A 25,180-nucleotide genomic window follows, 5' to 3' on the forward strand; every position below is an offset into this window, starting at 1 on the left:
ATGTCCGAGCCAATTCGATTAAGTAATCCCATCCAGTTCCTGGCCTTTGGCTTCGGCTCCGGCCTGGCGCCAAAGGCGCCTGGCACCTTTGGCACCGTGGCGGCGGTGCCCCTGTATTGGCTCATCTCGCATCTCGGCCTCGGGCTGTATTCCGCCGTGGTGGTAGTCACGTTCATCGTCGGGATCTGGATTTGTGACAAAGCCAGCAAACAGCTCGGAGTGCACGACCACCCGGGTATTGTCTGGGACGAGTTCGTCGGTTACTGGGTCACCATGTGGGCGCTCCCCGCAGACTGGGTCTGGATGCTGGCCGGCTTTGTGGCTTTCCGTGTTTTCGATATCGCCAAACCCTGGCCGATCGGTTGGTTGGATAAGCGCGTGGACGGTGGTTTAGGCATCATGATCGACGATATCGTTGCCGGGGTGATGGCCTGCGGTGTGCTGCATTTGGTACTGTGGCTGCTATGAGCCTGCGCCCTTCCAGCTTTATCCTGAGTTTCCTCATACTGCTGGCATCAGTCGTCGCAGCGGCCGCGCCCCAGATTGAAGTCGAAGGCCTGATGCCGCCCAACGCTGCTGTTGTCACCATCGACGGTGAGCGCAAGATGCTCAAGGTGGGCCAGACCTTCAAAGGTGTCACGCTGATCTCTGTGTATTCCCGAACTGCAGCGCTTGAAGTGGATGGAAACGAGACAGTCGTAGGGCTCTCTCGAAAAGTGGGCGCTAACTATCAGGCCCCCGTTGAGCAGATCGTTACTATCCCGATCAACCCTGCGCTGCAATATCGCACTGCGGCGATGATTAACGGCCGCCAGGCCGAGGTGCTGGTGGACACCGGTGCCAATGTGATCGCCATGAACCTCGGCGAAGCCCGTCGTCTCGGCGTGCGTGCCGAGGACGGCACGCCAACCCAGGTCGAAACCGCGAGCGGCAATGTGCGCGCTTATCTGGTGAAACTCAATGCTGTCACCGTGGGCAACATCAAGGTGAATAACGTCGAGGCCGCGGTCCTGGAGGGTGATAAGCCGTCTACTGTGCTGCTAGGGATGACCTGGTTGCGGCACGTGAAAATCGAGGAAAAACAGGGAGTTATGACTCTCACCAAAGGTCCCTGAGCCCCCCTCGCGCGGCCCGCCCCAAACCTGTTAGAATACGCGCCCTTTTGCACGGATACGTCCCTTGACCGCACGCTACGTAGAATCCTCCCGCCTCCCCACTGATTGGGGCGAGTTCGATATGCACGGCTTTGAAGACGCGGAAACCAACAAGGAGCACGTGGTCCTGACCATGGGCAATGTGGGCGATGGCGAGCCTGTACTGGCCCGGGTCCACTCAGAATGCCTCACCGGTGACGCCCTGTTCAGCATGCGCTGCGATTGCGGCAGCCAGTTGCAGGCAGCCCTGAAGGCCATATCTGAAGAGGGCAGGGGAGCGTTGTTCTACCTGCGCCAGGAAGGCCGAGGCATTGGTCTGCTCAACAAGATCAAGGCCTACAAGTTGCAGGACGCCGGTGCAGACACGGTGGAAGCGAACGAACAGCTGGGTTTTGGCGCGGATATGCGCGATTACAGTATCTTGCGGCCCATGCTCGAGCATCTGCAGATCAAGGCTGTGCGGCTGATGACCAACAACCCGCGCAAAGTTGCCGCTCTGGAAGAGCAGGGTGTGGAAGTGGTGGAGCGAATTGCGCTGCACACGGGTGCTAACCCGCACAATGAAAAATATCTCAATACCAAGGCCGGGAAGCTCGGCCATATGATGGAAGGGCGGGGCTAGCGGTCTCGCTCAACAATATACCGGGCCAATTCACGCAGTTGGTCTGCTGACTCTCCAAACATGTCCAGCGCGTCGATAGCCGCTTGTAACAGCCGCGCTGCCTCCGTCTTGGCGCCATCCAGTCCCAGCAACTTCACATAGGTAGGCTTGTTAGCCTCGGCGTCTTTGCCCGCGGTCTTGCCCAGGGCCTCAGGGTCGCCCTCAACATCCAGAATGTCATCTACTACCTGGAATGCCAGGCCGATATTGCGGCCGTAGATGTCTAGCGCCTCTAGCTGTTCGTCACTGGCGCCTGCCGCAATGCCGCCCAGCGCGAGCGAGGCCTGAATGAGGGCCCCAGTCTTCATTTCGTGCATGGCCTGCAGTTCGTCCAGGGTCATGTCCGAGTCTACGGCCTGAATGTCGATATACTGGCCACCGACCATACCTTCCATGCCGGCCGCCTGTGCTAACACCTTGATCATGCAGACCTTTTGTTCGGCCGAGAGGTCCGGTGCGTCGGCGATCAATTCGAAGGCTCGGGCCTGTAGGCCGTCGCCCACTAGGATGGCGGTGGCCTCATCAAAAGCTTTGTGCAGGGACGGTTTGCCACGGCGCATGTCGTCGTCGTCCATGGCGGGCAGATCGTCGTGGATCAGGGAGTAGGTGTGGATGAGTTCGAGGGTGACTGCAACAACTGTTGTCGAATCTTTGCATTGGCTCGATGTAATTGTCTTAGCAGCCCCAATACAAAGCGCCGGTCTGATACGTTTACCACCCGCCCCCAGTGAGTATTGAGCGGCAGCAGCGACGTCTGGGTGGACCTCCATGGGAGACGCGGCTTGCTCGAAGTAGCTATCCAGCTCGAAGGCCAGCTTGCTATCCAGAAACATTATCTATTCTCTTATTTCAGCACTAGAGGGGCATCAATTCTGATCAGCCTTCTATGGTTCATCGTGTGCGTCTTCGTCGACTTCGACTAGCGATTTTACTCTTTGTTCTGCTTTGGTAAGTAGACTTTGCGCAGCTCTAGACACCTTGATGCCCTCTTCGAAAGCGTCTAATGCACTTTCCACATTGGTATCGCTATCTTCCAATACGGTGATGAGTTCAGAGAGGCGGGAAAGCAGAGCTGCGTGATCTTGAGTGTTCTTGTTCGACATTTATAGTTGCCAATTGCGGCTAAATAGAGAGTATATCATCTATAGCTCCCTCAACCATTTATGTGAGAATTCGGGGTTAGAGATTCTCGCGCGGTTTTAAATTTCAGATGGCAGCCGAATTAGGTGCGCACTGAACTAATACAAGGACCATTTCTTGATTAAAAGCATTGTCAGAAAACTGGAGGCAGGTGGTCCAGGAATGTTGGGGAGAATGGTAGTAGCTATACTGAATACTCTATCCTCATTCGTGAATCGCTTGATTGATTTTGGTGCGCGCGTAGTCCTGAACCCATTAAACAATTATCGAAATCGAAATCGACACGATCGCCGTCTCGAAATAGGGCCTGGGTTTGAGCGAATTCCTGGATATGAGACAGTCAATATTCGGTGGAATCAGCAGGTGGATTACGTGGCCGATGCCTCCAAGCGTTTGCCTTTTGCTACAGGTACTTTCGAGAAATTGTATGCAAGCCATGTTTTCGAGCATATAGCCTGGTATCGACTGGCTCCAGTACTCTCGGATTGGGTGCGAGTCTTGAAGGATGGCGGCGAGATAGATATCTGGGTGCCCGACGGACTGAAGATCGCTAGAAATTTTGTGTTGGCTGAAGATGACGAGGCCAACGAAATATCATTAGATGGCTGGTATCGCTTCAATGATTCGCAAGATCCCTGCCTGTGGATGAATGGCAGAACATTTTCCTACGGTGATGGGCGAGGCACTGCTGGAGACCCGAATTGGCATCTAACCCTGTTTTCACCGCGTTACGTTCGAAAAATTATGCGAGAGGCTGGCCTTGTCGATATTACCCGATTACGGCCTGAAGAGGTTCGAGGATACGATCACGGTTGGATCAATATGGGGTATCGCGGAACAAAACCACTGGCTGGTCACATCGCACAAGAAAATGGTTGAAGTCTTCTTTTCGGCATCAATCTGGATTGGAATAGCGACGGTTGATCCACGGTTAGCTGGAGGAACATATTGCACATAGTAGGGTTACACAATTGATGACAGGCAATTTAAAGTCGCAGCCCAAAGTGGGGCTCTTCCTGATCGGGGCATCTAAGTGTGCCTCTACATACTTGCATGGCCTGCTAGACTTGCATCCGAATATCTGTATGTCTTCGATTAAAGAGCCTCGTATTTTTCAACGCCCAGATTATTCTGAGGCTTTGGATATTTATATGCGTTGTTTCGGCGACTATGATGGAGAGAGGTATCTCGGAGAGTCGAGCCCTTCTTACTCCGAAACAATAGCGTTCCCCTCTGTATCTTCGAGAATCCACGAATATAATCGAAGTGCGAGAATTGTTTATGTAGTTCGAAATCCAGTCGATCGGTTGTATTCTGTCTGGGCGCAGGCTCAAAGTTCTGGCCATGACATTGTGGACAAGGGATACGGGCTAACGATGCCCATGAACTTTCTCGAAGCAGTGCACAGTTACCCCCCATTCATGGATGGCTGTCGCTATTGGACTCATATCGAGTCCTATAGGAAATACTTTTCAGACGACTCGATCAAAGTTGTCTTATTTGAAACTCTGGTAAGAGAGCCAGCGCAGGTTCTTGAAGATATATGGAAGTTCCTGGAGTTGGATGTTCCGAGAGGCCTCGACATTCCGAGAGAGAAGGTAAATTCCAAAGAATCGAAGATGGCCTTTAATCCATGGCCGGCAAGAGTTCGAAAAAATCTACCCGACAATTTTGTAAACTTTTTCCCGGAGCAAATTCGTTACCAATTCGAGAGTAAGTTGAGACGCTTTACACGTAGAAAGGTGCTGCCAGCTACTCTGGCCAGTAGAGATTTGGAAGTGGTTCGGGATGCATTGAGATCGGAGGTTCAAGAAATCTATGCATATATGGAAGTAGCGGACGATCCATGGGGCTTTTTATGATTTTCGGCAGCGTGGCATGTCTATTTAGATTCTATTTTTTAGATTTTCAGGTTCGAGTTGTAGAGGAAAAACTCAATGCTGGAGCTCCAGTTGGATGGCATCAAGAAACAGTGGAATAGAGAAATTTTGAGAGAAGGGGTCGTATCTACAAATCGCTATATAAGCACGAAGAGCGAAGCAGGGCAGTTTTGTTGAAAATTTACCCTGTAGTATGAGCTTTTTAGGGGAAGCATCCCGAGCAGTTAGATGGACAGGCATGGCAACATCCGTCACGACGGTGGTTGGCTTTGTCCAGATAGCGGTTCTTGCGAGAATTTTGGAGCCGGATGTGTTCGGGGCGTTCGCCTTTCTGACCATTATGGTCGCACTGTGCGAGATCTTCACCAGAGTGGGCTTTTCGGACGTGGTCATTGTCGAACAAGACTTGTCACCAGATCAGTTGTCTACACTTTACTGGATCAATGTTTTTGTAGGGCTTCTGATCTATGCTTCGCTTTATTTTTGCGCAGGTTTACTCAGCCTGGCGTTCGATTATCCAGGAATTTCTGATTTAGCTCGATTGATTGGAGTGACCTTGGTTTTTGGAACCTTTGGTATCCAGTTTCAAGCCCTGATGCGAAAGTCGCTAGCTTTTCGCCCTCTCTCAATTCTCAATATTTGCCAAGCTCTACTTGGTGCTATCGTCGCCATTTCTTTAGCGTACCGTGGCTTTGGCATACTTTCACTTGTGTATTCAGTGCTGTCGGTCCAGGCCCTTCGTATGGTGGTGCTTCTGGGTTTTGCGAAGCATTACGGTTGGATTCCAGGCTTGGTATTTCGACCGGGAGGAGTACAAGAACAGCTCAAATTTGGTGCTTTTAGAGTCGGGGCCGCCATAATCAATGGCTTCAATTCCAGGGCAGATCAAATTGCTGTAGGAGCGATACTGGGGCCGACGGCTCTAGGCTACTACAATATGGCGTTCAGCATCGCGATAAAGCCATTTTCAAAAATAAACCCGGTACTGACTGCGGTTGCAACACCCATTTTCTCCAGAATTCAGTCGGACCCTGATGCTATGAAGCGCGGCTACAGGAAGGGCCTCCGTATACTAATGTTTATTAACGCTCCGTTGCTCCTTGGCTATATCGCTGTGGCTCCCGAGTTTGTTGATCTGGTCCTTGGAGAAGGATGGGAGCCGGTGGTGAGAGTGTCGCAGTTCCTGGTGCTCTATGTACTGTTTCGATCTGCCAATAATTTGAACCTTGGTCTTATGTTGGCGAACGGTAAGTATCGATGGCCTCTATATTGGAACAGTGCGATTCTATTGGTGCTTCCCCTGAGTATCGCACTAGTAGCGCTTGTCACTGAGAGTCTTGAGGCAGTCGCTTTCGTGATGGTGTTGGGTTACTTGAGTTTTTTGGTTGCGGGCTACTTTCTAACTATTCGAGTTTTACTGGGAAAATGTGGAGTGCAGTATCTTGGCGATCTTACGTTGCCAATTGTAGTAGCTGCGCTCATGTGTTTTGGTGTGGTGACCCTGTCGTCGCTTGTTAATGAGGTCGCAGTACTGCCTCGATTAATAAGTCTGGTTGGCTTTGGCATGCTGCTTTACTTTCTATTATCTCTCGCGCTTCAGCGAGATCGCTGTCGCGAATTGTTGCATCTGATTGCTCGGAACTGACAGTATCTGTTGTTGAAACTGAACGAGCAGCCAGAAAAAATGGGGATTGTAAGTGAATTTTCGTTCAATAAGTGACCTGTCGCTGTGTGTAAGAGAGAATCTGAGCTCTATACCCAGAGACGTCGATCTCATCGTGGGAGTACCACGAAGCGGAACGCTAGTGGCGAGCATGGTCGCGCTCAATCTGAATTTGAGGATTACCGATCTAGATAGCTACTTGCAGGATAGAAAGCTGGCTGAAAAGAACACCAGAGACTTCCAATCTCAGAGCCCATCCAGTCCTTCGGACGCTAGGCACGTCCTGATTATTGACGATACGGTTCAGAGTGGCTCTACTCTTGAAGAGGTAAAGAAGTCCGTTTTTGAGCTAGGCCGTGACCAACGAGTCTCTTATGGTTGCGCCTATATCTCGCCCGCTGCGGTGGATACGGTTGATCTGTATTTTGAAGAACTAGCGAGCCCTCGCTGCTTTGAATGGAATTTCATGCACAGGCCATTTCTCAAAAACTGCTGTATGGATATCGATGGCGTGCTTTGCGTGGACCCAACAGAAGAACAGAACGACGATGGGGAAAAGTATCTGCGTTTTCTGCGGGATGCGGCCCCGCTCGTGTTGCCTACCTATGAGGTCGGCCATTTGGTGACTAGCCGTCTCGAAAAATATCGATTGGAGACAGAAGACTGGTTGAAGAAAAGCGGTGTTACGTACGGAGAGCTGCATATGCTGGATCTACCCGATGCTGCTACTCGCAGAGCGTTGGGGTGCCATGCTTCCTTCAAGGCCAGCGTTTACCAAAAGTATGATCTAAGCAGACTGTTTATCGAGAGCGAACCGAAGCAATCGCGTGAGATCGCCAGGCTTTCAGGTAAGCCTGTGATTTGCACCAAGAATCAGGAGATATACCTGCCATCGTTCTCTCCGGCCCTTATACAAACCAAGACAAAGCGATTTCTGCGAAAATGGCGCAGATGGCTTTGATTGGCAGGATTCTTATTGCGTGAAGATTTTTTTGAGTGCGCGAAATACCGCAGGTTTTCTGGTGAAATCGAAGTAATGGATAGCCTTCGTCGCAGCTATAATTGGCTTTCCACTTCCTATAGTATCGCCGGCTTCAGCGATCTGAAGCAGCAGGGACTGGCAGGTACTGGCGTCAATTTTTCCTGAGATTTTATGGTGCAGGACTCTTTTTGCTAAATCTATCTTGGTGCCATTGAGGTGCTTGACCTTGCCGGGCCCCCGCTCCTCGGTTTCAAGTAGTGTTCGTTCCATTTCTCGGATGTATTTACTGCCAGCTTGGACAGTTAGCGTGATGAATTCCTTGTGATTTATTGAGCGACGATCGTCTGCTGTCCGATGAAAGCAGTCTGGCGGCGCATCGCGTACCACCGAGTATTTGACCCCCGGAGTGAGGAGCGCTCTGGTGTGCAGTTCTACATCCTGAAACCTTGGATATGAGGTATCGAAGTACTGTAGTTTAGCCAGAAACTTTTTTTGCCAAATCGGTTGCATGACACACCAGGGTAGTTCGTGCTGCAGCAACAGTGTAAGAGGGTCACCCACTGGTACCACGAACGTGTTGGATTGCTCTTGCACTGAGGTCAGAAAATCTACCATGTTAAATACAGCGAAATCCAAGCCCGGATTCTGCATCACATACTCGACTCGCTGAGCTAGCGAGTTCTCCCCGAGAAGGTCGTCGGAATCCAAAAAAATCACGTAGCTACCCAGAGAATTGGCCAGGGCTATATTTCTGCAGGCTGAGCCACCTTTAGGAAGAGTTTCGCGTTGAAACAATTTGATTCTGGGATCTCGGTTGCAGAAGTCCCGAATGATCGGGATCGATTTATCTGTCGATCCGTCATCGACTATCAAGAGCTCCCAGTTTTGGTAGTTTTGGGCGAGCAGCGAGCCGATTGACTCACCTACGTATCTTGCCTTGTTGAAATTTGGCATGATCACGGAAATAAGTGGGCCATTTTTAGCAGACTTGAAGGCCTCGGAAGGCATGACTGTGTTTTCCCCGGTGGCTATTCAGTAATGTAGTGTGATCAATCTATTCAATTTTAAGAGGTGCCGGTCGCTTGCTCTTTTGCAGTCTCTGAGACGTAATGTGCGCGGTTTCAATTTTAGTGTACATGAAATGTTGTGTGATCCTCCGAATCAGGCGATATTGCGCTTATGAATACATCCATTCGACGAATTATTGGGCCCAAGAGGATTCTTGCCAGACTTGAGCACGAAGTTTTCAATGTTATCGGACACCAGGATTATACTCCTTTTATCGTGCTCACCAGATCTAGAACTGGTTCCAATATGCTTATTTCCATGCTCGACTCTCACTCCCAGGTGGCGGCCGATGGTGAAGTCTTTCGAACACTGGAGGGACGAGATGTCAGGCGCGTATTGCGGCGATCCTGGGGTGGTCAGAGGCGTAACATCAAGGCGAAGGGCTTCAAAATATTCTACTACCACCCTCTGGATTGTCCCGATTCCGAGATTTGGTCGGTTTTAGCTGGAATGGAAGATCTGAAAGTTATTCACTTATCCCGTAGAAATGTATTGCGTACAATCGTTTCGCGGAAGCTGGCAGGTGAGATTGGTGCCTGGACCAGCAAACAGTACGCTGAGATTGGGTCACCCGACAAGGCCAGCGTGATTCTCGAGGTGGGTGAAGTTCGCGAAGCTCTGGAACAAACCGCGATGTGGGAGCGTGAGGTCAGTGAGCGTTTCAGCAAGCAGGATATTCTGCACCTGACATACGAAGACATTGTTAGTTCTCCCGAGGATTCGAGCCGTGAAATTTCCGAATTTCTGGGAGTTGAATATGAAGCGCTCTCCACCAAGCTGAAAAAGCAGAACCCTGAAAGACTTGAAGTGTTGATAGAGAATTTTGATCAACTAAAGGATGCGTTCGCCGATACAGAGTCGGCAATTTTTTTCGACGAATAATTTGGCTAGAGACGGAATATGCATCTACTGGTAATTGGTTGTAAGGAGCACGAAGGCGGAATGCTCGGCGAGCTGGCCGAGTATATTTCTGATCTCACTATTATCTATCACGATCATCTGGGCGAGGATGTTGATCTTAGTGAGATTAGTGCAGTTCTTGTTTCGCAGGAATGGAAAGAATCCACCCGGATGAGTATCAAGTGCGCCCAGGACAGTGGACTTCCTGTTGTCTACCTGATGGATGGCGTTATTGAGTGGGACTATGTGTGGAATAACCAGTCCTTTGTTCGACCTGAGCGCGCCACAGTACTGCAACCACTCCTGTCCGATTTTCTCTGCGTTATTGGGCAGCACCCTGCCAGGATACTCGCGGGGCTGGGGCTAACGGAAAAAATTAGGCTAGTAGGCATTCCTCGGTTGGACGCCTCACCTCGCACATCTCAGAGCATCGCTAGCAACAAACCCTCAGTTTTGGTCACCACCGCCAAAACAGCTTCGCACAACGTGGCTCAGGATATCGCCGTTGTTGAGGCGCTGCAGGATCTGCAAGACTACTTCAGTAATCAGGCCGAGGTTGATGTGGTCTGGAGGGTAGACGCAGGCCTGGCCCAGCGTTTGGGGATTCCCGCCAGCGCAAGTTCAATGGAGGAAGACCTGCACGTTGCTTCCGGAGTCATCAGCTTTACATCCACCTGCCTATTGGAATCGATGTTGATGCAGATCCCTACAGCACAAGTTGATTACCGAAGTTGTCCTGGGTATGTAACCACTGCGTGGAATATCCACAGTAAGAAAGATATTGCCAGTGTCGTACAGGAACTCCTCTATCCACCAGAAAACATGATGGCTTATCAATCTTTATGCCTGGAAGATGAGTTGACCAATGCGGGGGCGGCGACGGAGGCGTTGGCCGCCGTACTGCGTGAAGCCTGCGCGGGACAACTTAAAGAGCAATCCCGGTATGTTGTCGCACCCGAATTTCCTGGCGCAGCAATGGATTTTCGACGAGCACATCCCCAGATTAGCTCTTTTTCAGTAGCTGATGGCGCCAAAGTCCAGTATCTGTTGGATGCTGCGTACCGCTTGCAGCAAAAGCAGCGGGCTTTGCTAACCACTCCACCCTTTAAAATACTCCGTATTCTTGTAGGACTATTTGGATGGCTGCCTGGTTTTCGCAAGGCTGCCAAGTTGCAGCAGGATCTGGACAAGATGTAGGGAGTTTGGTCAGTGCTTCAGAGAATCGTTTTTGCCATCGAGCGTTATCTGGCGAGGGATGATACGCCAGAAGGTAAGGCGATATATTCCTATGATGTTTTTGACACCTGCGTCTGTCGCCCCTATCTGGAACCGCAGGACCTTTTCTATGATCTTGCACGAAACTATGCGGCCGAGAGTGCTTCGGAGTGGCATGCGGGTGATATAAACCGCTTGGCGCAGCTTAGGATTGAAGCGGAAAAGCAAGTGCGAAGAGCGAATATCCACGGCAGGGATATCACCCTGGGAGATATCTACGTTCAGTTGGGTTCTTTGTCATCAGCGGAGATAGACTGTGAAAGTCTCCGCGAGCTCGAGATCGAGTTAGAAATCGCCAGCGCCTACCCAATCTGCCGCGCGTCTCGCCAATTGAGCGCAGCTCGCAACGGAGCGAAAGTAATATTCGCGTCCGACATGTACCTCCCCGAGGCGTCGATACGGGCCATACTGCTCAAGTGCCATCTGATTGAGGATGGCCAAGCCCTATACGTATCGAACCGTTTCGACAAAAATAAGGTCACGACAGCGCTGTATCACGAGATCGCATCAAGAGAGGGTGTAGAGACAGGGGATATTATTCACTGTGGGGACAATTTCTTTTCCGATGTGCATAGAGCGAGGCGAGCAGGGCTTTCTGCACGTTGGGTGCGTTGGATACAACCCAATCGCTATGAGATCGCCGCGGCGCGCGGTGCCGAGAGATCTCAACGGAATGCCGTTGGGCTAAACCGTTGTGTTAGATTGCAGTTGGCCTCCTCCGAGGCGGACGCGGTTCTGTGTCCCCAGCAGTTCATCTATTCGGTCGCAGCTCCCTTCCTCACAGCATTTGTAGCATGGGTAATGCGTCGCGCTCGCCTGGACAGGACACGGCGTTTGTATTTTGTATCGAGAGACGGGCAGATTTTGTACAAAATTGCATGCTCGCTCAGCCAGCTCTTCCCCGATATCGAAGTGGAATATTTGTACGGATCCAGGCAGGCCTGGTTTGCTTCGTCGATCTTGGCCTGTGACGAATCGGACACGTACTGGGCATATTTGGAAGGCATGCACCTTTGTCCTGAGGCCATCCTGGAAAGGTTGGGGCTGACCTGGCAAGAGGCAGAAGTGCATCTCCCGCACGAGTTGGCGAGTCGCAGGGGCGAACAACTTTCCCAATGCGAATTGAGCGAGTTGAAGGAATGTATTCATGCTGGTGGGCTGCGTCCGATTGTGTTGTGGCGTGCGGGCGAACTCAGGTCTCAGGTAGTGAAATACTTGCGGCAGCAAGGCCTTTTCGACGGCGCGAGATGGGCGCTTGTAGATGTGGGTTGGGAATTGAACACGCAGGCTGCGCTGCGGCGAATCTGTTTTGGGGAGGGCTTTGCTGGCGAAGTACGTGGTTACTATCTTGGCTTATTTGCGAGTCACGTGCGCTCACAGCATGCTGGAAAGTTCTCAGCTTATTTTGCTGAGGATGGTTCGGAAGCGGACGGCGTCCACAGCGGCAGTTGGTTGTTTGACAGCCAATCCCGTGTCGTTCTGGAGCACCTATTGACCCTCGCTGACCATGGGAGTGTTTCAGGGTATTGCTATCTGGAACATTGGGAGGCAGTGACGGGGTTACCGCCTGACAGGAAATATCTAGACTATGTTAGTGCTTATCATGAAGGAGTTGTTCGCTATGTGGAGACCCTGAAAAGTACTAGTGGGCACTGGCAGGATGATGACGCGTTCATGGAGGTAGCGAATCGAGCCTTTGAGAAATTCATGGCCGATCCTGATCCGGTAGATGCAAGGATAGTTGCCTGGCTGTCAGTCAATATTGAGCAAAGCCACGATAGCCGATACGCGAAACCTCTTGCCCATCCGTTGGGTCTGGGAGATCTAGGTGCCATGGTGGCAAGTGACCTGATGCCAGGGAGAAGTTCATATAAGGGGCAGACCCATTGCTGGTTAGCAGGCTCGGCGGCGATATCCAGTTCACCGATTCGCCTGCTGTTCAAATTGCTGCGACACACTAGACGCCGTCTGCATTGTTCAAACTGAGCTGGGCACTATGGTTATGGGGGATGATGACCAGAGCATGGGTCCCCTTTTTTTGGGTTACTCAATAAGGTCTATATGCTCTGACATTCGGCTGTATCTGTATCTTGTCCATCCTTGCCAAATTCCTTTGCAACTTGCCACGAACTGCCCCAGTTTGTCTTCCTCGCTCATGAGCGAAAATAGCATTCGTGTTAGTAGACTCAGTGTCGTAAAGCAAGCCCATATGGTTCCCCGGTCAAGGCGCGAGCTCCATAGCCGATTCCGGAAGTCCAGAGATCGCCGCCATGGCGGCGGTCATTGGTTGTCATGATGATGGTTGGCTGTTCGACAGTCAGTCGCGGGTTGTATTTGAGCATTTGATTACGCTGGCGGACCGCGGTACGGTCACGGGTTATAGACTTCACTCGGAGTGGGGGCCGGTGACAGCGCCGTCGCCTGAGGATGACTATCTCAGCTACGTGCAGGCGTACCATTCGTCGGTTCTCGATTATGCTGACACATTGGTAAGAATGGGCTCTCCTCTCGAAATGCTCAACTGTTATATGGAGGGTGCAAACGCAGCTTTGCAAGAGTATCTCTGTGATCCCAAGCCCAGGGAAGTATATGTTGTCGCCCAGTTTCCACCAATATTGAGCAGAGCCACGAGGATATGTATATCAAGCCAATAGCGAGGCCGTTGCGAATACGTGACGTCGCTATCATGGTAGGGGCGGATCTATTGTCCTCAGCAAATAGTAGCCATCACAAAGACTATTACTGGTTGGCAGGCTCGGCTGCGATATCTAGCCTGTGGGTGAGAATTTTGTATCGTATACTGAAGTTGGCCCGGAGGTTGGCCGTAGCGTTCATTGACAAGTAAACTAGCGCGTGAATGGATAGTTGGCCACGCAGCAGGAAATCATGAAGCCCAGAGTCGCCATAGTTGTGGTCACATATAATCGTCTCAATCTTCTCATGGATTGCCTGAGTGCTCTGCTCAACCAGGATGAGTCTTTTGAAAGGCTGATAGTTGTGGATAACTGTTCCACAGACGGCACACGTGATTGGTTGGCTAGCTGGTCGGATGAGCAGGGCGAACTGGTTCAGCACTTTTTGCTGGAGGAGAATTCGGGAGGCGCTGGGGGCTTCTCGTCAGGTCTGGATATAGCTACCAAGAACGGGGCGGATTGGGTCTGGATGATGGACGATGACGCGGTACCTGAACCCGACGCACTTGGGCAACTACTGAAGGTCGCGGATGACCCTCAGAACATTTATGGATCATTAGCAGTTTCCGGAGAGCAAACCGCATGGCTCACCACTCTAGTGGATGAACAATGCCGTGTTGCAACGTCGGCCGGCGATGTGCCTGCGAAGGCCCGAGTCCAATCGCTACCATTCCTAGGTTTTCTAATTCATCGCAAACTGGTTCAATCAATCGGCCTACCCGACCCTGGATTCTTTATTGCTGCCGATGATGTCGAGTACTGTGTCAGGGCGGTGAATCACGGTGCAGATATTTTCATTGCGGGACATAGCCGTATAGAGCACCCGGCCTCAGTACCCTACCCATTTAAGTTTTTTTCGATTCGCCTTACCTGTCTGCGACTTCCTCCATGGAAGCGCTACTACGATACTCGCAACCGATTGCTGATTGCGAAAAAGCACTTTGGAGCAAGGCTTATCATAGAGACCATACCTGGAAGCTTTCTTCGCCTCGTGGCTGCGCTAATCCACGAGCCTGATAAGCTCAAGCAAACATGGGCGTTTCTGGCGGGATTCTGGGATGGATTGTGGGGTACCAAGGGCCGCCGCCACGAGAAATGGGGTATTCTGCCCTGATGAAGCATACATTTTGATTCGGCGTAAGCTGGTAATATTTATTGGTCATCATAAGGTGGGTTCCACTGCGCTGCAGGCCTACCTTTCGCTTAATGCTAGACGGTTGATTGATCAGGGCGTGCTTTACCCCAGTGTGCTAGCAAACACTCCATGGACACTTTTGCGTAGAGTGGTACGTCGCTTGAAGGCGCGAATGGCTCACGAGCCAGAGTATCGTCAGCTGCAACTATTTGACCGGGAGCCCCACAATGCGCTCGCCCTAAAAATGCTAGCGGAATTCAAAGGCAACTCTGGACCGGTTTCTTACTACGGTGAGCTGCCGTCAAGTGAGGAAATGCTAGAAAATATAGGGCATCAGTTACATTCCCATAGACCGCACACTGTCGTATTGTGCGCTGAAGCATTTGCGAATTTTGGTGATATCAGCGATACATTGATAGAGCGGCTTAGGGATACCTTTTCTGACTTCGATATCACGCTTTATTGCACGTTAAGGCGCGTGGATCACTATTTGCCGTCATGGTATGCGCAGTGCATCAATTTTGGTCGTAGATTGGCTCCTCTTAGGGGGGGCGGCTTTGATAGTTTTGTGGATACCATCCATATCGATTATTGCAGGTTACTGAATCCATGGCTAAGGCTGATTCCTGACGCAAATCTCATCTTACGTGACTACGATGAAGTTTTGGAGGCAGGAGGTTCTATCCCAGATTTTCTGGCCAGTATCCAACTTGAATCGCATTCTATGGTGGTTGTTCCCTGCATGCTCAATAGTGGGATTCCTCATCGGTTCATCGAAATTTGCCGGGTCGCCAACTGGGAGCTTGATGCGAAAGATTCAGCCCGACTCCGACAAGGCATCGTTAGCTTGGCAAACGAAGCCGTTGTTGATGCTAAGCCTCGGCCTGACCTACTGGGCAAGAACCGCGATAAACTAGCTGTGTTATTTGATCCCGTTGATCGTTCTCTCGGGCAGCTCATTGGGCGAGAGCGATTCTTCTCGCCAGCGACAGCTCAGCCCCCTCTATATGAAGAGGGCAAAGTATTCACGAGCGCCGTTGAAGAGCTTGCCGAAGCACTGGTATCGGTTCGCGTAACAGACAGAACGCGACGATACGTCAGCAGCCTGGATCTGGCTTCTATGGGGCGTTATAACTGATGGATAACGGCCAGTCGCGAATGCCCAAACGAGAAAGGCTTTCTACTCTCTGGCTCTGCAAAGCCCGCTATATGAACCACGATGTAGCTGCAGATCGATATGCCAGATTGTTCGAGTTGCCGCATCGGATGTCTGAGGACTTTTCATTGCAGGCTATTTGTCTGGACTACCGAGTCTCGGGTTCCGAACCAGTACCGCAGGGCCTTTCCGCCACGTGGCGCCAACTGAACCTGCCCCGTACGCTGATGCTGGGCTGGCTGCTACAGCTTTACACGCTAGCGCGGAAGGTGTCCCCACGTGTGGTCATTGCTAGTTCGGATTGCCTCTGCGTCATCATCGGCTACTGGCTGGCCCGACTTACAGGTGCACGCTTCTACGCCGATTTGTACGACGACTACTCCACCTTTGGTCTGGCCAGGCTCCCAGGGGTAAAGCCGCTCTATCGCCGGGCCTTGTCTAAGGCTGACGGTCTTTCGGCTGTCAGCAGAACTCTAGTTGCTGATCTCGAGAGAGAATTTCCCGGCAAGCCCATGCTTTTGCTTGAAAGTACGGTTGATCCAAGGGTATTCCATCCCCGAGAACAGAGGTTGTGCCGGCAGGAGCTTGGTTTGGGCCAGCTTTCCGACAAGAAGTTTGTAGGCGTCTGCGGTGGCCTGAATAATCACCACGGTGCAGGGACTATCTTTGAGGCGATTCCTGAGTTTGAGCAATCTGATCCAGATGTCGTTTTCGTGATAGCCGGCAAGGTTTATGAGGAGTGCCCTCTGCCTCGGGGGCCCAATGTAGTTTATCTGGGCATGCTGCCGCACCATTCCATGCCCAAATTCTACAGCGCAATGGATGTCGTCGTAGTGCCGCTGTCAAACACTCGCTTTGGCTACTACGCCTTCCCGCAAAAAGCCTATGAAGTAATAGCGTGTGATGTTCCTGCGGTGGTGGCAGATGTTGGGGCGCTGGCGCAACTGTTCGAGGCCCTGCCGCAAGCGCGATATAGCCCGGATTCGGTGTCAGGGTTGGCCGCTTGCATCCGTTATCAGCTTGAACATGCTGAACGGCCCGACGTGCCTGTTCCCACCTGGGCGGAGCAAGCGGAAAAGTTGTTGGTATTTACCTCAGCGGGTGAACGCTGAAACGCAGCCTTGCAGCGCTGTGGCCAGTTTCTGGTGAAAATGTGGCCAGGCATACTTCTCAGCGTGTGAGCGGCAGCTATCCGGGGTCGGCGAACTACCCTTAAGCAGTTCTATTACGATCGTGCTGAATTTTTCGTAGTCGTCAGCGGTCACCAGCGTCCCGTTGTCCGTGGTAATCGCATCGGATACGCCGCCGCAGTCGAATGCCACCGTCGGTGTCCCACAGGCAGCCGCCTCGATAGCCACCATGCCGAAGCCTTCCACGTCACCTGTTACTTCGACCAATGGAAATATCTGCACATCAGCGGCGGTATAGCCCGCCAGCAACTCACTGTCCTCAACTGCACCGAGGAATCTGACCTTTTGCTCCAGCCCGGCTTTATCAACGGCTGCGAGAACGTCGTCCTGTTCTCCCAGTTTATTCAGGCTGTTGACGGGGTCGTCGCCAATAACGACCAGTCCCGCGCCCGGAACTGCGTCAAGGATTGCCGGGAGTGACTTTTCGATGAACTGGCTGAGGCCTTTGCGCCGGGTCATCCGGCCGACGAACAGGATGATCTGGTCGAATTCCACACCGTGATGTTCACGAAAATTTGCTGGTGTCTCAAGTTCGGTTAACAGTGGCAGCTCGGTACCGGGGTTGATAACGGTAATGTGCTCCGGTGCAACACCCCGCTCAATGGCGAGTCGCCGTGTGTTCGCGCTGTTGGCAATGACCAGATCCGCAGACCTCACAGCTGGTAGGAACAAGCGCTGGTATGCCCAGTTGTTAACCACAATATCCAGCCCGTGTACGAAGATGGCACCGTGGGCTCCGCATAAGTAGCGTGCGAGCCAGAGCGCAGGCGCGGCGAGGCCGCTGCCGCCCAGAATCAGCTGGAATCGCCCGCGGCGACATGTCATCAGTACATGCCAGAAGGAGAGGAGCATAAAGCCTGCCAGAGAGTGAGGCGCCTCACGCACTTCGCATCCAGGGGGCGCGTATGCTGAGCAGCCGTTGGGCCCAATAATGCTCAACTCAGCCCAATCGTCCAGGCCCTCGGCGGCCTGGTGCAACAGCCGCTCCATGCCGCCGGTTAGAGGGGGGAAGTTTCGGGTTATGAGCAGGATACTGGGCCTGGAGGGCAATGAGGCCACTGTATTAAGCCTCGCTGCCGGGTTTGCGTAGCAACCAGATATGGGGGGTCGCCCACTTGGCGTGCCGGGCGACAAGCCTTGCCAATCGCCATTTCATACTGCCGGGTTTGAGCATGTACTCCACGGCGTACTCAGTGGGCGATTCGATGATTCGCGCGGAATAGTCTTCCAGCTCAAAATCGGCCATCAGTGTCTTCAGGTCGCGATAGCTGAGATGCTTCTCGTGATAGTACCGCCCCTTGCCTGCCATACGCATATAGAGGTGTGCCAGCGGCCGTGGCAATAGCGACAGGAACGGTAGCCGGTAGTGTGGCTCCATAAGCATCACGCGATTGTTGCCGGAGAAGTAGCAGAATCCGCCGGGTTTCAGCACTCTGCAGATCTCGCTGAACATCTGCGCTGCATCGGGCACGTGCTCGTACACATGGGAGCACACAACCACATCTACGCTGTTGTCATTCTGCGCCAGTTTCATTGCGTCGCCCACCGCGAAGTGCAGGTTGGGTTTGTCGAATCTCTCGCGGGCGAATTTCATCGCAGGCTCGTCGATATCGATGCCGTGTACCTCGCCGAAGAAATCGGCCAGATAGTTGTCAATGATGCCGCTGGAACTCCCCACGTCAAGCAGGGTCAGGTCGGACAATGATTCAGTCCCCAGAAAGTCCTGGCAAACTCTCACGATAGTGTTTGCTTTGCGGTTGCGACCCTCGGTATCGAAGACAGAAGGGCGAATCTCTGAGTAATTGTACTGGTAGTCGCGTTCCATGCGAGGGATGGCGCTCTATATAGCTGGCTTTGCCACGGGGGGACTTGGCGAAACCGTCGCTGTCTCCCCTGTGGAATCTGAGCGGGTCATGCGCCGTTTGATGCTGCTTGTTATACCTGCCCCATCCAGAGAGATCGCGGCTAGCTGTGCTTTGTGATCCCCATGCTCAATATATTCATCAGGAATCCCGCAGTGGAGTACGGGTGTCTCCACTCCGTGAGCTGCGAGTAGTTCGCTAACGCCTGCGCCGGCGCCGCCGGCAACTGCGTTCTCTTCTACTGTCACCAGCAGTTCGTAGTTGGCTGCCAGTTCGAGCACGCGCGTCTCATCCATGGGTTTAACCCAGCGCATATCTACCAAGGTTGCGCCGAGTGCCTCTGCCGCCTCGCGAGCGGCGGGCAGCAAGGTGCCGAAGTTGAGGATGGCCACACGGGAACCCTTGAGAAGGGTGACCGATTTACCAATTTCGAGTGACGCCATCTTCGAGGAGATCTCCGCGCCAAGCCCGGTACCACGTGGATAGCGAACCGCTGCAGGCCCCGGATGCTGGAACGCGGTGTACAGAATTTGCCGGCACTCGTTCTCGTCGGACGGTGCGCCGATCACCATATTGGGGATGCAGCGCAGGTAGCTCAGGTCGAACGTGCCATGGTGGGTAGGCCCGTCCTGGCCTACCAGACCGGCGCGGTCTATACCAAAGGTCACATCGAGGTTCTGCAGCGCCACATCATGAATCAGCTGATCGTAGCCACGCTGGAGGAAGGTCGAGTAGATGGCGACCACGGGTTTGACACCGTCGCAGGCCATGCCGGCAGCGAGCGTCACTGCGTGCTGTTCGGCGATCGCGACGTCGTAGTAGCGCTTGGGGAAGCGTGCGGCAAAATCAACCATGCCCGACCCTTCACACATGGCCGGTGTGATGCCGACCAGACGGTTGTCCTGTTCTGCCATATCACACAGCCACTGGCCAAAGACGTCCTGGTATTTGGGCTTCTTCGGCGTGGAAGGTGCGGCGGGCTGCGGCCCTTTGGGCTTGGCCTCGACCTTGTTCAGGGCGTGGTAGCCCACAGGGTCTTCCTCGGCGGGCGTGAAGCCTTTGCCTTTGACGGTGCGGATGTGGAGGAACTGTGGCCCCTCCAGGTCTTTCATATTCTCAAGAGCTTTGACCAGGCCGGGCAGGTCGTGGCCATCCAAAGGGCCTATATAGTGGAAGCCGAGCTCCTCAAACAGAGTGGACGGTGCCACCATGCCCTTCATGTGTTCCTCGGTTCGCTTGGCCCAGTCCCACAGGAAGCTGAATCGCTCCAGGAAGCGCTTGGATCGCTCGCGCATGCCGAGATAGGTCTTGGTGGCCCAGATCTTGGCGAAATAGTTCGCCAGCCCGCCGGTGTTGTGGCCAATGGACATCTGGTTGTCGTTGAGAATGACCAGCATGTTGGGGCGCTCGTGGCCGGCGTGCGCCAGAGCCTCAAACGCCATGCCTCCGGTGATGGCGCCGTCGCCAATGACGGCAATTACTTTGCGATTGGTCCCTTGCTGGCGCGCGGCCAGTGCCATGCCCATTGCGGCGGAGATACTGGTGGACGAATGACCCACGCCGAAGGTGTCGTAGTCGCTCTCGCTGCGCTTGGGGAAGCCCGACAGTCCACCGGCGTGGCGCATGCTGTTCATTTGCTGCATGCGGCCGGTGAGAATTTTGTGCGGATAGGTCTGGTGGCCTACATCCCAAACAATGCGGTCTTCGGGGGTGTTGAATACGTGGTGCAGGGCGATGGTCAGCTCTACGACACCCAGGCCCGCGCCGAAGTGTCCGCCGGACTGGCCCACGCTGTACAACAGGTAGGCGCGCAACTCCATGGCGAGTTGTTCGAGTTCGTCGCTATTGAGCTCACTGGCCGGCCGGCCGCCATCAATGGCAGTCAGCAAGGGGGTCGTGGGCCGAGTGAGGGGGATTTCGGAAAACATCCGTCAATTCTACCCCAATTCGCGTGCTGCAGTCAGGATCGTGATCAGGGTTGCAGGGTTGTGGTGGCGATCTCGTTTTGGATAAGCGTCGAAAGCCTGAGGTAGCCGTGCTCGTTGAGATTCGAGCCGTCAGAGCGAAAATAAGCGGCTTCAGGGTTGCCTCTGGCATCCTGCAGCAGTCGGTTGGCATCGAGGAGGGTGACATGCGGATGTCTTTGGACCCACTCGCCCAGTAGCTCCATGGTTTCGTTGATTTTCTCGTGATCACTTGGGTGGAGCAGCGTCTTGATGGGGCTGATGATGTAAAAGTGTTGGGTAATGTGCACAAGTTCGTCGGCTGTCACCAGCTCCGCAATGCCCTCAGCGAGGTCTTCCGCAGATTTGTTGTCGCGAATATGAAATTCGGTAACGCTGGGCAGAAAGATGACGGTTTCCGGTTGGTAGTAACCGATCAGGTCGTCGTAGTTGTAGACGATATCCTCAACGATCGCGTCGCCAATCCCGCGCATGAGTACCGGCTTGGGTGAGAGAAGGGCGGGTAGGCCCTCCCATAGTTTGGCGCGCATGCCGCCCACCACAACGATCGGCTTTTCGGGTAGTTTGCCCGCCATGTCCTGCTGGCGGTAGTCCTCGATCTCATCCGCCCATACCGTCGGCTCGTTGTTCAGCGTAGCGGCAACGTCGGATGACATGAGTACCACCAGATGAACGAGCGGTATTGCCAGCAAGATCATGCAGGTGATACGTATGGCCTGCCAGGAGAACATGGGTTACTTTATGACCAAATTCAGTAAGTTAGGCTCAAGTTTCGCGTAATTCACGTCATTGAGCAATAATTGACCCGTTTGGGTTGTGACCTGGTTCGCAGCTTTCCCTGGCCGGAGTATGATAAATCGCTGCAGAGTGTAGGATTTGCCCATGATCTACCAACGCCACATTCCGCGGGAAGAGCTTTTTTCTGCCCAACTGGAGATGCTCATGCAAAATGGGCAGCTCGGGACTGTGGTTGCCAATACGGTGGGAATGGTGGCGAGCATGGCCATTTTCTGGCCCTTCGTGGATTTCACCAGCATCATGCTCTGGGGCGCGGCGTTTCTTATCTTGCTGTTGCTGCGCTCTTTGCAAATGAGCAACGCGCTGGTTAACCACTCCTATCGCACCCACCCAAAATCGGTTTACTGGAAGCTGATTCTCGGCTCTGCCGCTACCGGCCTGGTGTGGGCCTCTGCGTATATCTTCGCGGCGACGCGTGTGCCCATCACCATGCAGTACACCTTTCTGCTGTTGATCGTCATGATCACGGCGATATCGGTAGGCTTCTCGGTCATTATTCGCGAGTACTTTATTGCCTTCCTGATCGGCGCTTTATGGCCTATTGCGTGGTGGAGCCTGGTGCATTATTGGCAACAGCCCTACAACCTGCTGATCGGCCTGGTGTTGCTGGCCTTTACCGCCGTATTGGTAGTCATCTGCGACAGGGTGCATCGTACGTTCCGCAATATGCTGGCGCTGAACTGGGAGCGCGAGACCATGGCGCGGGAGCTGGGGGATATGGCCGGGTCGTTGCGAGATCGTAACCGGCAGCTGCGCGATGCGCGGCGCCAGCTGACAGATCTTGCCAATATCGACGAGCTTACCGGGCTGGGTAATCGCCGCATGGTGAATACGGCCCTCAAAGCTGAAATCAATCGTGCCCGGCGCACAGCGACACCGCTTTCAGTGATTCTTCTCGATGTGGATTATTTCAAAGCTTATAACGACACCTATGGTCACCCCGCGGGCGACGAGGTGCTGCAGCGCCTGGCAGACATCATGCAGAACGCCACGAGCCGGGCGGGCGAAGTGGTCGGCCGTTATGGGGGTGAGGAGTTCATCCTGGTGCTGCCGGGGTCTTCGTCTCCGTCTGCGATGCGCATTGCCGAGCGGTTGAAGGATTTCATCGCTGAAGCGGCGATACCTCACGGCGAGTCGGACGTCTCTCCCTCGATAACCGTGAGCCAGGGCATTGCCACGGTGGAACCGGACACGGAGCTCATGCCGGCGGACCTGATTAAAATGGCAGACAAGGCGCTGTATAAGGCCAAGGCTTCTGGCCGCAACGCGATCGTAGTAGAAGAGAGCCTCAGCGCGCCGCTCGCGGCCGAAGCTTAATTCGATTCTTTGAACCGATGAATCTGCCGGCGTTGCTTCTTGGTGGGGCGGCTGGCCGGGCGATCGATCATGCCACCTGCCGCTTTTCTGGCAGCGGCGGCATCTTCTCTGCGTTTCACGCTTCCTGGCGTCTCACTATATAGTTGCTGAGCCTCGGATGCGCCTCTGCGCTGGCTTGATAAAGCCTGCACTACCACGACCTTCTCGTCCCATCCCTGGCGGATCTGCAATTCATCGCCAACCTGTATCTCACGCGAGACTTTTACTCGCTGGCCTCCGAAATGTACTTTGCCACCCTCGATGGCGGCTTTGGCCAGGCTGCGGGTTTTGAAGAATCGCGCTGCCCAGAGCCATTTGTCCAGGCGTAGTTTTTCGCTGACGAAGTCGCTCATGGCATTCTCCGGCTCATGGCTGTTTCTCGCTCATGGCTGCACCTCGGGCATGATCTCGTCGAAATGGTGGATGCCGGGGAAGCGGGTGTCGATGCGTTTCTGGCGCTTGCTGTCGGGTTGCAGCAGGGTGAGCAAGTGGGCGATACCGTAGTTGTGCGCGGACTCCAGCACACGTTCTGTGTCATCGATAAACAGTGTGCGCTCCGGGTCAAAGGGGTGCAGCGCCTGGAGCCGGTGCCAAAATGCCTGTTCTTCCTTGGGTGCGTCCAACTCGTGGGAAACGACGATCCGGTCGAACCAGCCCGTGATATCCACGTGGTCCATCTTGATATCGAGCGTTTTGCGGTGGGCATTGGTCACCATGACCACGTCCCGGTGAGATTCATGCAGCCGGGTAAGGAATTCTTCCACATAGGGCCTCATCGCCACCATATGCTGGATCTCTCGCTTGAGCGCAGCGATATCCAGTTGCAGCTTCTCCGACCAGTAGTCTATTGAGTACCAATCGAGCGAGCTCTGGTTCTGCTGGAACTGGGCATGCAGGCGCTCGCTGGACTCTTGTTCACTGAGCTGGTGTTCCCGCGCATAGGCCTGAGGTACGTATTGCATCCAGAAATAATTGTCGAAATGCAGGTCCAGCAAGGTGCCGTCCATGTCCAGCAGGACGGTGTCTATTTCGTGCCAGTTAATCATGGGGTGATTATCACGGCAGGGCCGGCGCGTCACAAGAGCTCAATGCACGGTAGTGGTACAATCGTCTGCATGCTGAATCTAGCGGCCTTCGTGCCTTCCTTGCTTGAGCTCTGCCGCGAGGCAGGGCAACTGATCACTGACTACTACCACGCCCCGGGTGCCGACGAATACGAGGCCAAGGGCGACGACTCCCCCCTGACACGCGCGGACATCGCCTCCCACCACTGTATTGAGGCGGGCTTGGAGAGGCTCACACCGAACATCCCGATACTGTCTGAGGAATCGCCCACTGATGCGGTGGCCCGACGTCGGGAGTGGGGTGAGCTCTGGCTGGTAGATCCGCTCGACGGTACCAAGGAGTTTCTCGGCCGGACCGGCGAGTTCACGATCAACATCGCCCTGATTCGGGCGGGCAAGCCCGTGCTGGGCGTTGTCTACTTGCCGCTGGAAGATCAGTGCTACGTGGGCATTCCCGGTGAAATGGCACGGCGTTATGGCCCGGGTGACGCCGTTGCAGACATAGCCACGCGAGCGCTGGCGAGCGGTGAGCCCATGCGCGTTCTTGCCAGCCGCCGGCACAAAGGCCCGCGGCTCGCCACCTGTCTGGAATGGCTTGAGCAGAACTGGGGCGAGTTGGAGCGGGACAACAGCGGCAGCGCCCTGAAGTTCTGTCACCTCGCCGAGGGCCGGGGCGATTTCTACCCGCGCTACGCGCCCTGCAGCGAGTGGGATACCGCTGCAGGTCACGCCCTGCTTGAGGCTGCGGGTGGATCGGTACTGGGTCTGGATGGCAAACCGCTGCGGTACAACGCCCGGGACACATTGCTCAGCGAGCCCTTCCTGGCGATAGCGGAAAGCGGCCATCCCCTGTGGCAACAGCTGCTGCGGGAGACCTGAAAGTGAATCTGAAGCGAACAATACTTGTACAGTCATTCCCTGTGGGTATAGTCTTGCACTCTGATCGAGGATAGTCGCGGTACTGTGTATTCATGAGTGACCCCACCCATATCGGCCCGAATGGCGCTGACAACCCGGAAGCAGCAAACGAGGTGATGACACCCGCGATGCGCTTGATGGAATTGCAGGGCAAGCACCGGGCCTTGGATAACCGCATCCACGAAATGTATGCTTACCCCTACCAAAACCAGGTCCTGTTGCAGCGTCTCAAAAAAGAAAAGCTGCGTCTCAAGGACCAGATTGAACACCTCAAGGACGAGATGATCCCCGATCTCAATGCCTGAGGCATCACAACCCTGG

Annotated in this window: 26 protein-coding genes; 17 read left to right on the forward strand and 9 right to left on the reverse strand. The window is 53.7% G+C overall.

Annotated features, from left to right (window positions below; all coding sequences use genetic code 11):
• The 3 genes from EY643_RS02855 (at nt 1) to ribA (ending at nt 1,776) form a co-directional block, all read left to right on the forward strand.
• Nucleotides 1-468, forward strand: a complete 468-nt coding sequence (locus EY643_RS02855) for a phosphatidylglycerophosphatase A family protein (protein ID WP_152660787.1) — start codon at nt 1-3, stop codon at nt 466-468.
• On the forward strand, nt 465-1,115 hold the full coding sequence (locus tag EY643_RS02860) for a retropepsin-like aspartic protease family protein (RefSeq protein WP_152660788.1): 651 nt from the start codon (nt 465-467) through the stop codon (nt 1,113-1,115). The genes EY643_RS02855 and EY643_RS02860 overlap by 4 nt, the downstream gene beginning before the upstream one ends.
• A gap of 64 nt (nt 1,116-1,179) precedes the next feature.
• Nucleotides 1,180-1,776 carry a GTP cyclohydrolase II gene (ribA, locus tag EY643_RS02865; RefSeq protein WP_152660789.1) on the forward strand — a complete coding sequence of 199 codons (597 nt, stop codon included), beginning with the start codon at nt 1,180-1,182 and terminating at the stop codon, nt 1,774-1,776.
• On the opposite strand, the gene EY643_RS02870 is transcribed toward ribA, so the two are convergent.
• On the reverse strand, nt 1,773-2,648 hold the full coding sequence (locus tag EY643_RS02870; protein ID WP_152660790.1) for a polyprenyl synthetase family protein: 876 nt from the start codon (nt 2,646-2,648) through the stop codon (nt 1,773-1,775). The two genes, ribA and EY643_RS02870, sit on opposite strands and share 4 nt — an antisense overlap.
• Nucleotides 2,649-2,699: 51 nt before the next feature.
• Entirely contained in the window at nt 2,700-2,918 is a 219-nt protein-coding gene (gene xseB, locus EY643_RS02875) for an exodeoxyribonuclease VII small subunit (RefSeq protein ID WP_152660791.1), read from the reverse strand.
• 154 nt (nt 2,919-3,072) lie between these two features.
• Here xseB and EY643_RS02880 point away from each other — a divergent pair, with 154 nt between their 5' ends.
• From EY643_RS02880 to EY643_RS02895, 4 genes are all read left to right on the forward strand, one after another.
• A complete protein-coding gene (locus tag EY643_RS02880) occupies nt 3,073-3,834 on the forward strand; it encodes a class I SAM-dependent methyltransferase (protein WP_152660792.1) in 762 nt (253 codons plus the stop codon).
• Between the two features lie 95 nt (nt 3,835-3,929).
• Nucleotides 3,930-4,817, forward strand: a complete 888-nt coding sequence (locus EY643_RS02885) for a sulfotransferase domain-containing protein (protein ID WP_152660793.1) — start codon at nt 3,930-3,932, stop codon at nt 4,815-4,817.
• A 256-nt stretch (nt 4,818-5,073) separates the two neighbouring features.
• The gene (locus EY643_RS02890; protein WP_170287262.1) at nt 5,074-6,480 is read left to right on the forward strand and encodes an MOP flippase family protein; all 1,407 of its coding nucleotides are present in this window, start codon (nt 5,074-5,076) and stop codon (nt 6,478-6,480) included.
• A 160-nt stretch (nt 6,481-6,640) separates the two neighbouring features.
• Nucleotides 6,641-7,459, forward strand: coding sequence for a hypothetical protein (locus EY643_RS02895; RefSeq protein ID WP_240732802.1), 819 nt, complete (start codon nt 6,641-6,643; stop codon nt 7,457-7,459).
• Between the two features lie 12 nt (nt 7,460-7,471).
• Here EY643_RS02895 and EY643_RS02900 read toward each other — a convergent pair whose 3' ends face one another.
• A complete protein-coding gene (locus EY643_RS02900; RefSeq protein WP_152660796.1) occupies nt 7,472-8,488 on the reverse strand; it encodes a glycosyltransferase family 2 protein in 1,017 nt (338 codons plus the stop codon).
• Nucleotides 8,489-9,040: 552 nt separating this feature from the next.
• On the opposite strand from EY643_RS02900, the gene EY643_RS19750 reads away from it, so the two are divergent.
• The 7 genes from EY643_RS19750 to EY643_RS02930 all read left to right on the forward strand — a co-directional run bounded on the left by EY643_RS19750 (nt 9,041) and on the right by EY643_RS02930 (nt 16,819).
• Nucleotides 9,041-9,430 (forward strand): sulfotransferase domain-containing protein, encoded by a 390-nt coding sequence (locus EY643_RS19750; RefSeq protein ID WP_240732803.1) that lies wholly within the window; start codon nt 9,041-9,043, stop codon nt 9,428-9,430.
• Nucleotides 9,431-9,448: 18 nt separating this feature from the next.
• Complete coding sequence (locus EY643_RS02910; protein ID WP_152660798.1) at nt 9,449-10,645, forward strand: hypothetical protein; 1,197 nt, start codon at nt 9,449-9,451, stop codon at nt 10,643-10,645.
• A 12-nt stretch (nt 10,646-10,657) separates the two neighbouring features.
• The gene (locus tag EY643_RS02915; RefSeq protein WP_152660799.1) at nt 10,658-12,709 is read left to right on the forward strand and encodes a hypothetical protein; all 2,052 of its coding nucleotides are present in this window, start codon (nt 10,658-10,660) and stop codon (nt 12,707-12,709) included.
• Nucleotides 12,710-12,993: 284 nt separating this feature from the next.
• The gene (locus EY643_RS19640; protein WP_205743132.1) at nt 12,994-13,377 is read left to right on the forward strand and encodes a hypothetical protein; all 384 of its coding nucleotides are present in this window, start codon (nt 12,994-12,996) and stop codon (nt 13,375-13,377) included.
• 211 nt (nt 13,378-13,588) lie between these two features.
• A complete protein-coding gene (locus tag EY643_RS02920) occupies nt 13,589-14,530 on the forward strand; it encodes a glycosyltransferase (RefSeq protein ID WP_152660800.1) in 942 nt (313 codons plus the stop codon).
• Between the two features lie 181 nt (nt 14,531-14,711).
• Entirely contained in the window at nt 14,712-15,689 is a 978-nt protein-coding gene (locus tag EY643_RS02925; protein ID WP_205743133.1) for a hypothetical protein, read from the forward strand.
• Nucleotides 15,690-15,760: 71 nt separating this feature from the next.
• Nucleotides 15,761-16,819: a glycosyltransferase gene (locus EY643_RS02930; RefSeq protein ID WP_170287264.1), complete on the forward strand. Its 1,059-nt coding sequence runs from the start codon at nt 15,761-15,763 to the stop codon at nt 16,817-16,819.
• Here the strand turns inward: EY643_RS02930 and EY643_RS02935 are convergent.
• Genes EY643_RS02935 through EY643_RS02950 form a run of 4 tightly spaced genes read right to left on the reverse strand, consistent with a single transcriptional unit; the run spans nt 16,802 to nt 21,454 of the window.
• Nucleotides 16,802-17,956: a glycosyltransferase family 4 protein gene (locus EY643_RS02935; RefSeq protein ID WP_152660803.1), complete on the reverse strand. Its 1,155-nt coding sequence runs from the start codon at nt 17,954-17,956 to the stop codon at nt 16,802-16,804. The two genes, EY643_RS02930 and EY643_RS02935, sit on opposite strands and share 18 nt — an antisense overlap.
• Before the next feature lie 4 nt (nt 17,957-17,960).
• The gene (locus tag EY643_RS02940) at nt 17,961-18,722 is read right to left on the reverse strand and encodes a class I SAM-dependent methyltransferase (protein ID WP_152660804.1); all 762 of its coding nucleotides are present in this window, start codon (nt 18,720-18,722) and stop codon (nt 17,961-17,963) included.
• A 15-nt stretch (nt 18,723-18,737) separates the two neighbouring features.
• The gene (gene dxs / locus EY643_RS02945; protein ID WP_152660805.1) at nt 18,738-20,687 is read right to left on the reverse strand and encodes a 1-deoxy-D-xylulose-5-phosphate synthase; all 1,950 of its coding nucleotides are present in this window, start codon (nt 20,685-20,687) and stop codon (nt 18,738-18,740) included.
• 44 nt (nt 20,688-20,731) lie between these two features.
• Nucleotides 20,732-21,454 (reverse strand): SGNH/GDSL hydrolase family protein, encoded by a 723-nt coding sequence (locus tag EY643_RS02950; protein ID WP_152660806.1) that lies wholly within the window; start codon nt 21,452-21,454, stop codon nt 20,732-20,734.
• A 151-nt stretch (nt 21,455-21,605) separates the two neighbouring features.
• Here EY643_RS02950 and EY643_RS02955 point away from each other — a divergent pair, with 151 nt between their 5' ends.
• Complete coding sequence (locus EY643_RS02955; RefSeq protein ID WP_152660807.1) at nt 21,606-22,838, forward strand: GGDEF domain-containing protein; 1,233 nt, start codon at nt 21,606-21,608, stop codon at nt 22,836-22,838.
• Here EY643_RS02955 and EY643_RS02960 read toward each other — a convergent pair.
• The gene (locus tag EY643_RS02960) at nt 22,835-23,230 is read right to left on the reverse strand and encodes an RNA-binding S4 domain-containing protein (RefSeq protein WP_152660808.1); all 396 of its coding nucleotides are present in this window, start codon (nt 23,228-23,230) and stop codon (nt 22,835-22,837) included. The genes EY643_RS02955 and EY643_RS02960 overlap by 4 nt on opposite strands.
• Nucleotides 23,231-23,260: 30 nt before the next feature.
• Entirely contained in the window at nt 23,261-23,923 is a 663-nt protein-coding gene (gene yrfG / locus EY643_RS02965; protein ID WP_152660809.1) for a GMP/IMP nucleotidase, read from the reverse strand.
• A 69-nt stretch (nt 23,924-23,992) separates the two neighbouring features.
• On the opposite strand from yrfG, the gene cysQ reads away from it, so the two are divergent.
• Nucleotides 23,993-24,820: a 3'(2'),5'-bisphosphate nucleotidase CysQ gene (gene cysQ / locus EY643_RS02970; RefSeq protein ID WP_152660810.1), complete on the forward strand. Its 828-nt coding sequence runs from the start codon at nt 23,993-23,995 to the stop codon at nt 24,818-24,820.
• A gap of 92 nt (nt 24,821-24,912) precedes the next feature.
• Nucleotides 24,913-25,164 (forward strand): YdcH family protein, encoded by a 252-nt coding sequence (locus EY643_RS02975; RefSeq protein ID WP_152660811.1) that lies wholly within the window; start codon nt 24,913-24,915, stop codon nt 25,162-25,164.
• Nucleotides 25,165-25,180: the final 16 nt, after the last annotated feature.

This window comes from Halioglobus maricola, assembly GCF_009388985.1.
Taxonomy (GTDB): domain Bacteria; phylum Pseudomonadota; class Gammaproteobacteria; order Pseudomonadales; family Halieaceae; genus Halioglobus; species Halioglobus maricola.

Bases quoted from the DNA above. Each gene is read 5' to 3' on its own strand.
- dxs (WP_152660805.1), bottom strand. From the start codon at position 20,687: ATGTTTTCCGAAATCCCCCTCACTCGGCCCACGACCCCCTTGCTGACT.
- EY643_RS02930 (WP_170287264.1), top strand. From the start codon at position 15,761: ATGAACCACGATGTAGCTGCAGATCGATATGCCAGATTGTTCGAGTTG.
- EY643_RS02855 (WP_152660787.1), top strand. From the start codon at position 1: ATGTCCGAGCCAATTCGATTAAGTAATCCCATCCAGTTCCTGGCCTTT.
- EY643_RS02870 (WP_152660790.1), bottom strand. From the start codon at position 2,648: ATGTTTCTGGATAGCAAGCTGGCCTTCGAGCTGGATAGCTACTTCGAG.
- EY643_RS19640 (WP_205743132.1), top strand. From the start codon at position 12,994: ATGGCGGCGGTCATTGGTTGTCATGATGATGGTTGGCTGTTCGACAGT.
- EY643_RS02860 (WP_152660788.1), top strand. From the start codon at position 465: ATGAGCCTGCGCCCTTCCAGCTTTATCCTGAGTTTCCTCATACTGCTG.
- EY643_RS02960 (WP_152660808.1), bottom strand. From the start codon at position 23,230: ATGAGCGACTTCGTCAGCGAAAAACTACGCCTGGACAAATGGCTCTGG.
- EY643_RS02900 (WP_152660796.1), bottom strand. From the start codon at position 8,488: ATGCCTTCCGAGGCCTTCAAGTCTGCTAAAAATGGCCCACTTATTTCC.
- cysQ (WP_152660810.1), top strand. From the start codon at position 23,993: ATGCTGAATCTAGCGGCCTTCGTGCCTTCCTTGCTTGAGCTCTGCCGC.
- EY643_RS02890 (WP_170287262.1), top strand. From the start codon at position 5,074: ATGGCAACATCCGTCACGACGGTGGTTGGCTTTGTCCAGATAGCGGTT.
- xseB (WP_152660791.1), bottom strand. From the start codon at position 2,918: ATGTCGAACAAGAACACTCAAGATCACGCAGCTCTGCTTTCCCGCCTC.
- EY643_RS02885 (WP_152660793.1), top strand. From the start codon at position 3,930: ATGACAGGCAATTTAAAGTCGCAGCCCAAAGTGGGGCTCTTCCTGATC.
- EY643_RS02955 (WP_152660807.1), top strand. From the start codon at position 21,606: ATGATCTACCAACGCCACATTCCGCGGGAAGAGCTTTTTTCTGCCCAA.
- yrfG (WP_152660809.1), bottom strand. From the start codon at position 23,923: ATGATTAACTGGCACGAAATAGACACCGTCCTGCTGGACATGGACGGC.
- EY643_RS02950 (WP_152660806.1), bottom strand. From the start codon at position 21,454: ATGTTCTCCTGGCAGGCCATACGTATCACCTGCATGATCTTGCTGGCA.
- EY643_RS02910 (WP_152660798.1), top strand. From the start codon at position 9,449: ATGCATCTACTGGTAATTGGTTGTAAGGAGCACGAAGGCGGAATGCTC.
- EY643_RS02975 (WP_152660811.1), top strand. From the start codon at position 24,913: ATGAGTGACCCCACCCATATCGGCCCGAATGGCGCTGACAACCCGGAA.
- EY643_RS02940 (WP_152660804.1), bottom strand. From the start codon at position 18,722: ATGGAACGCGACTACCAGTACAATTACTCAGAGATTCGCCCTTCTGTC.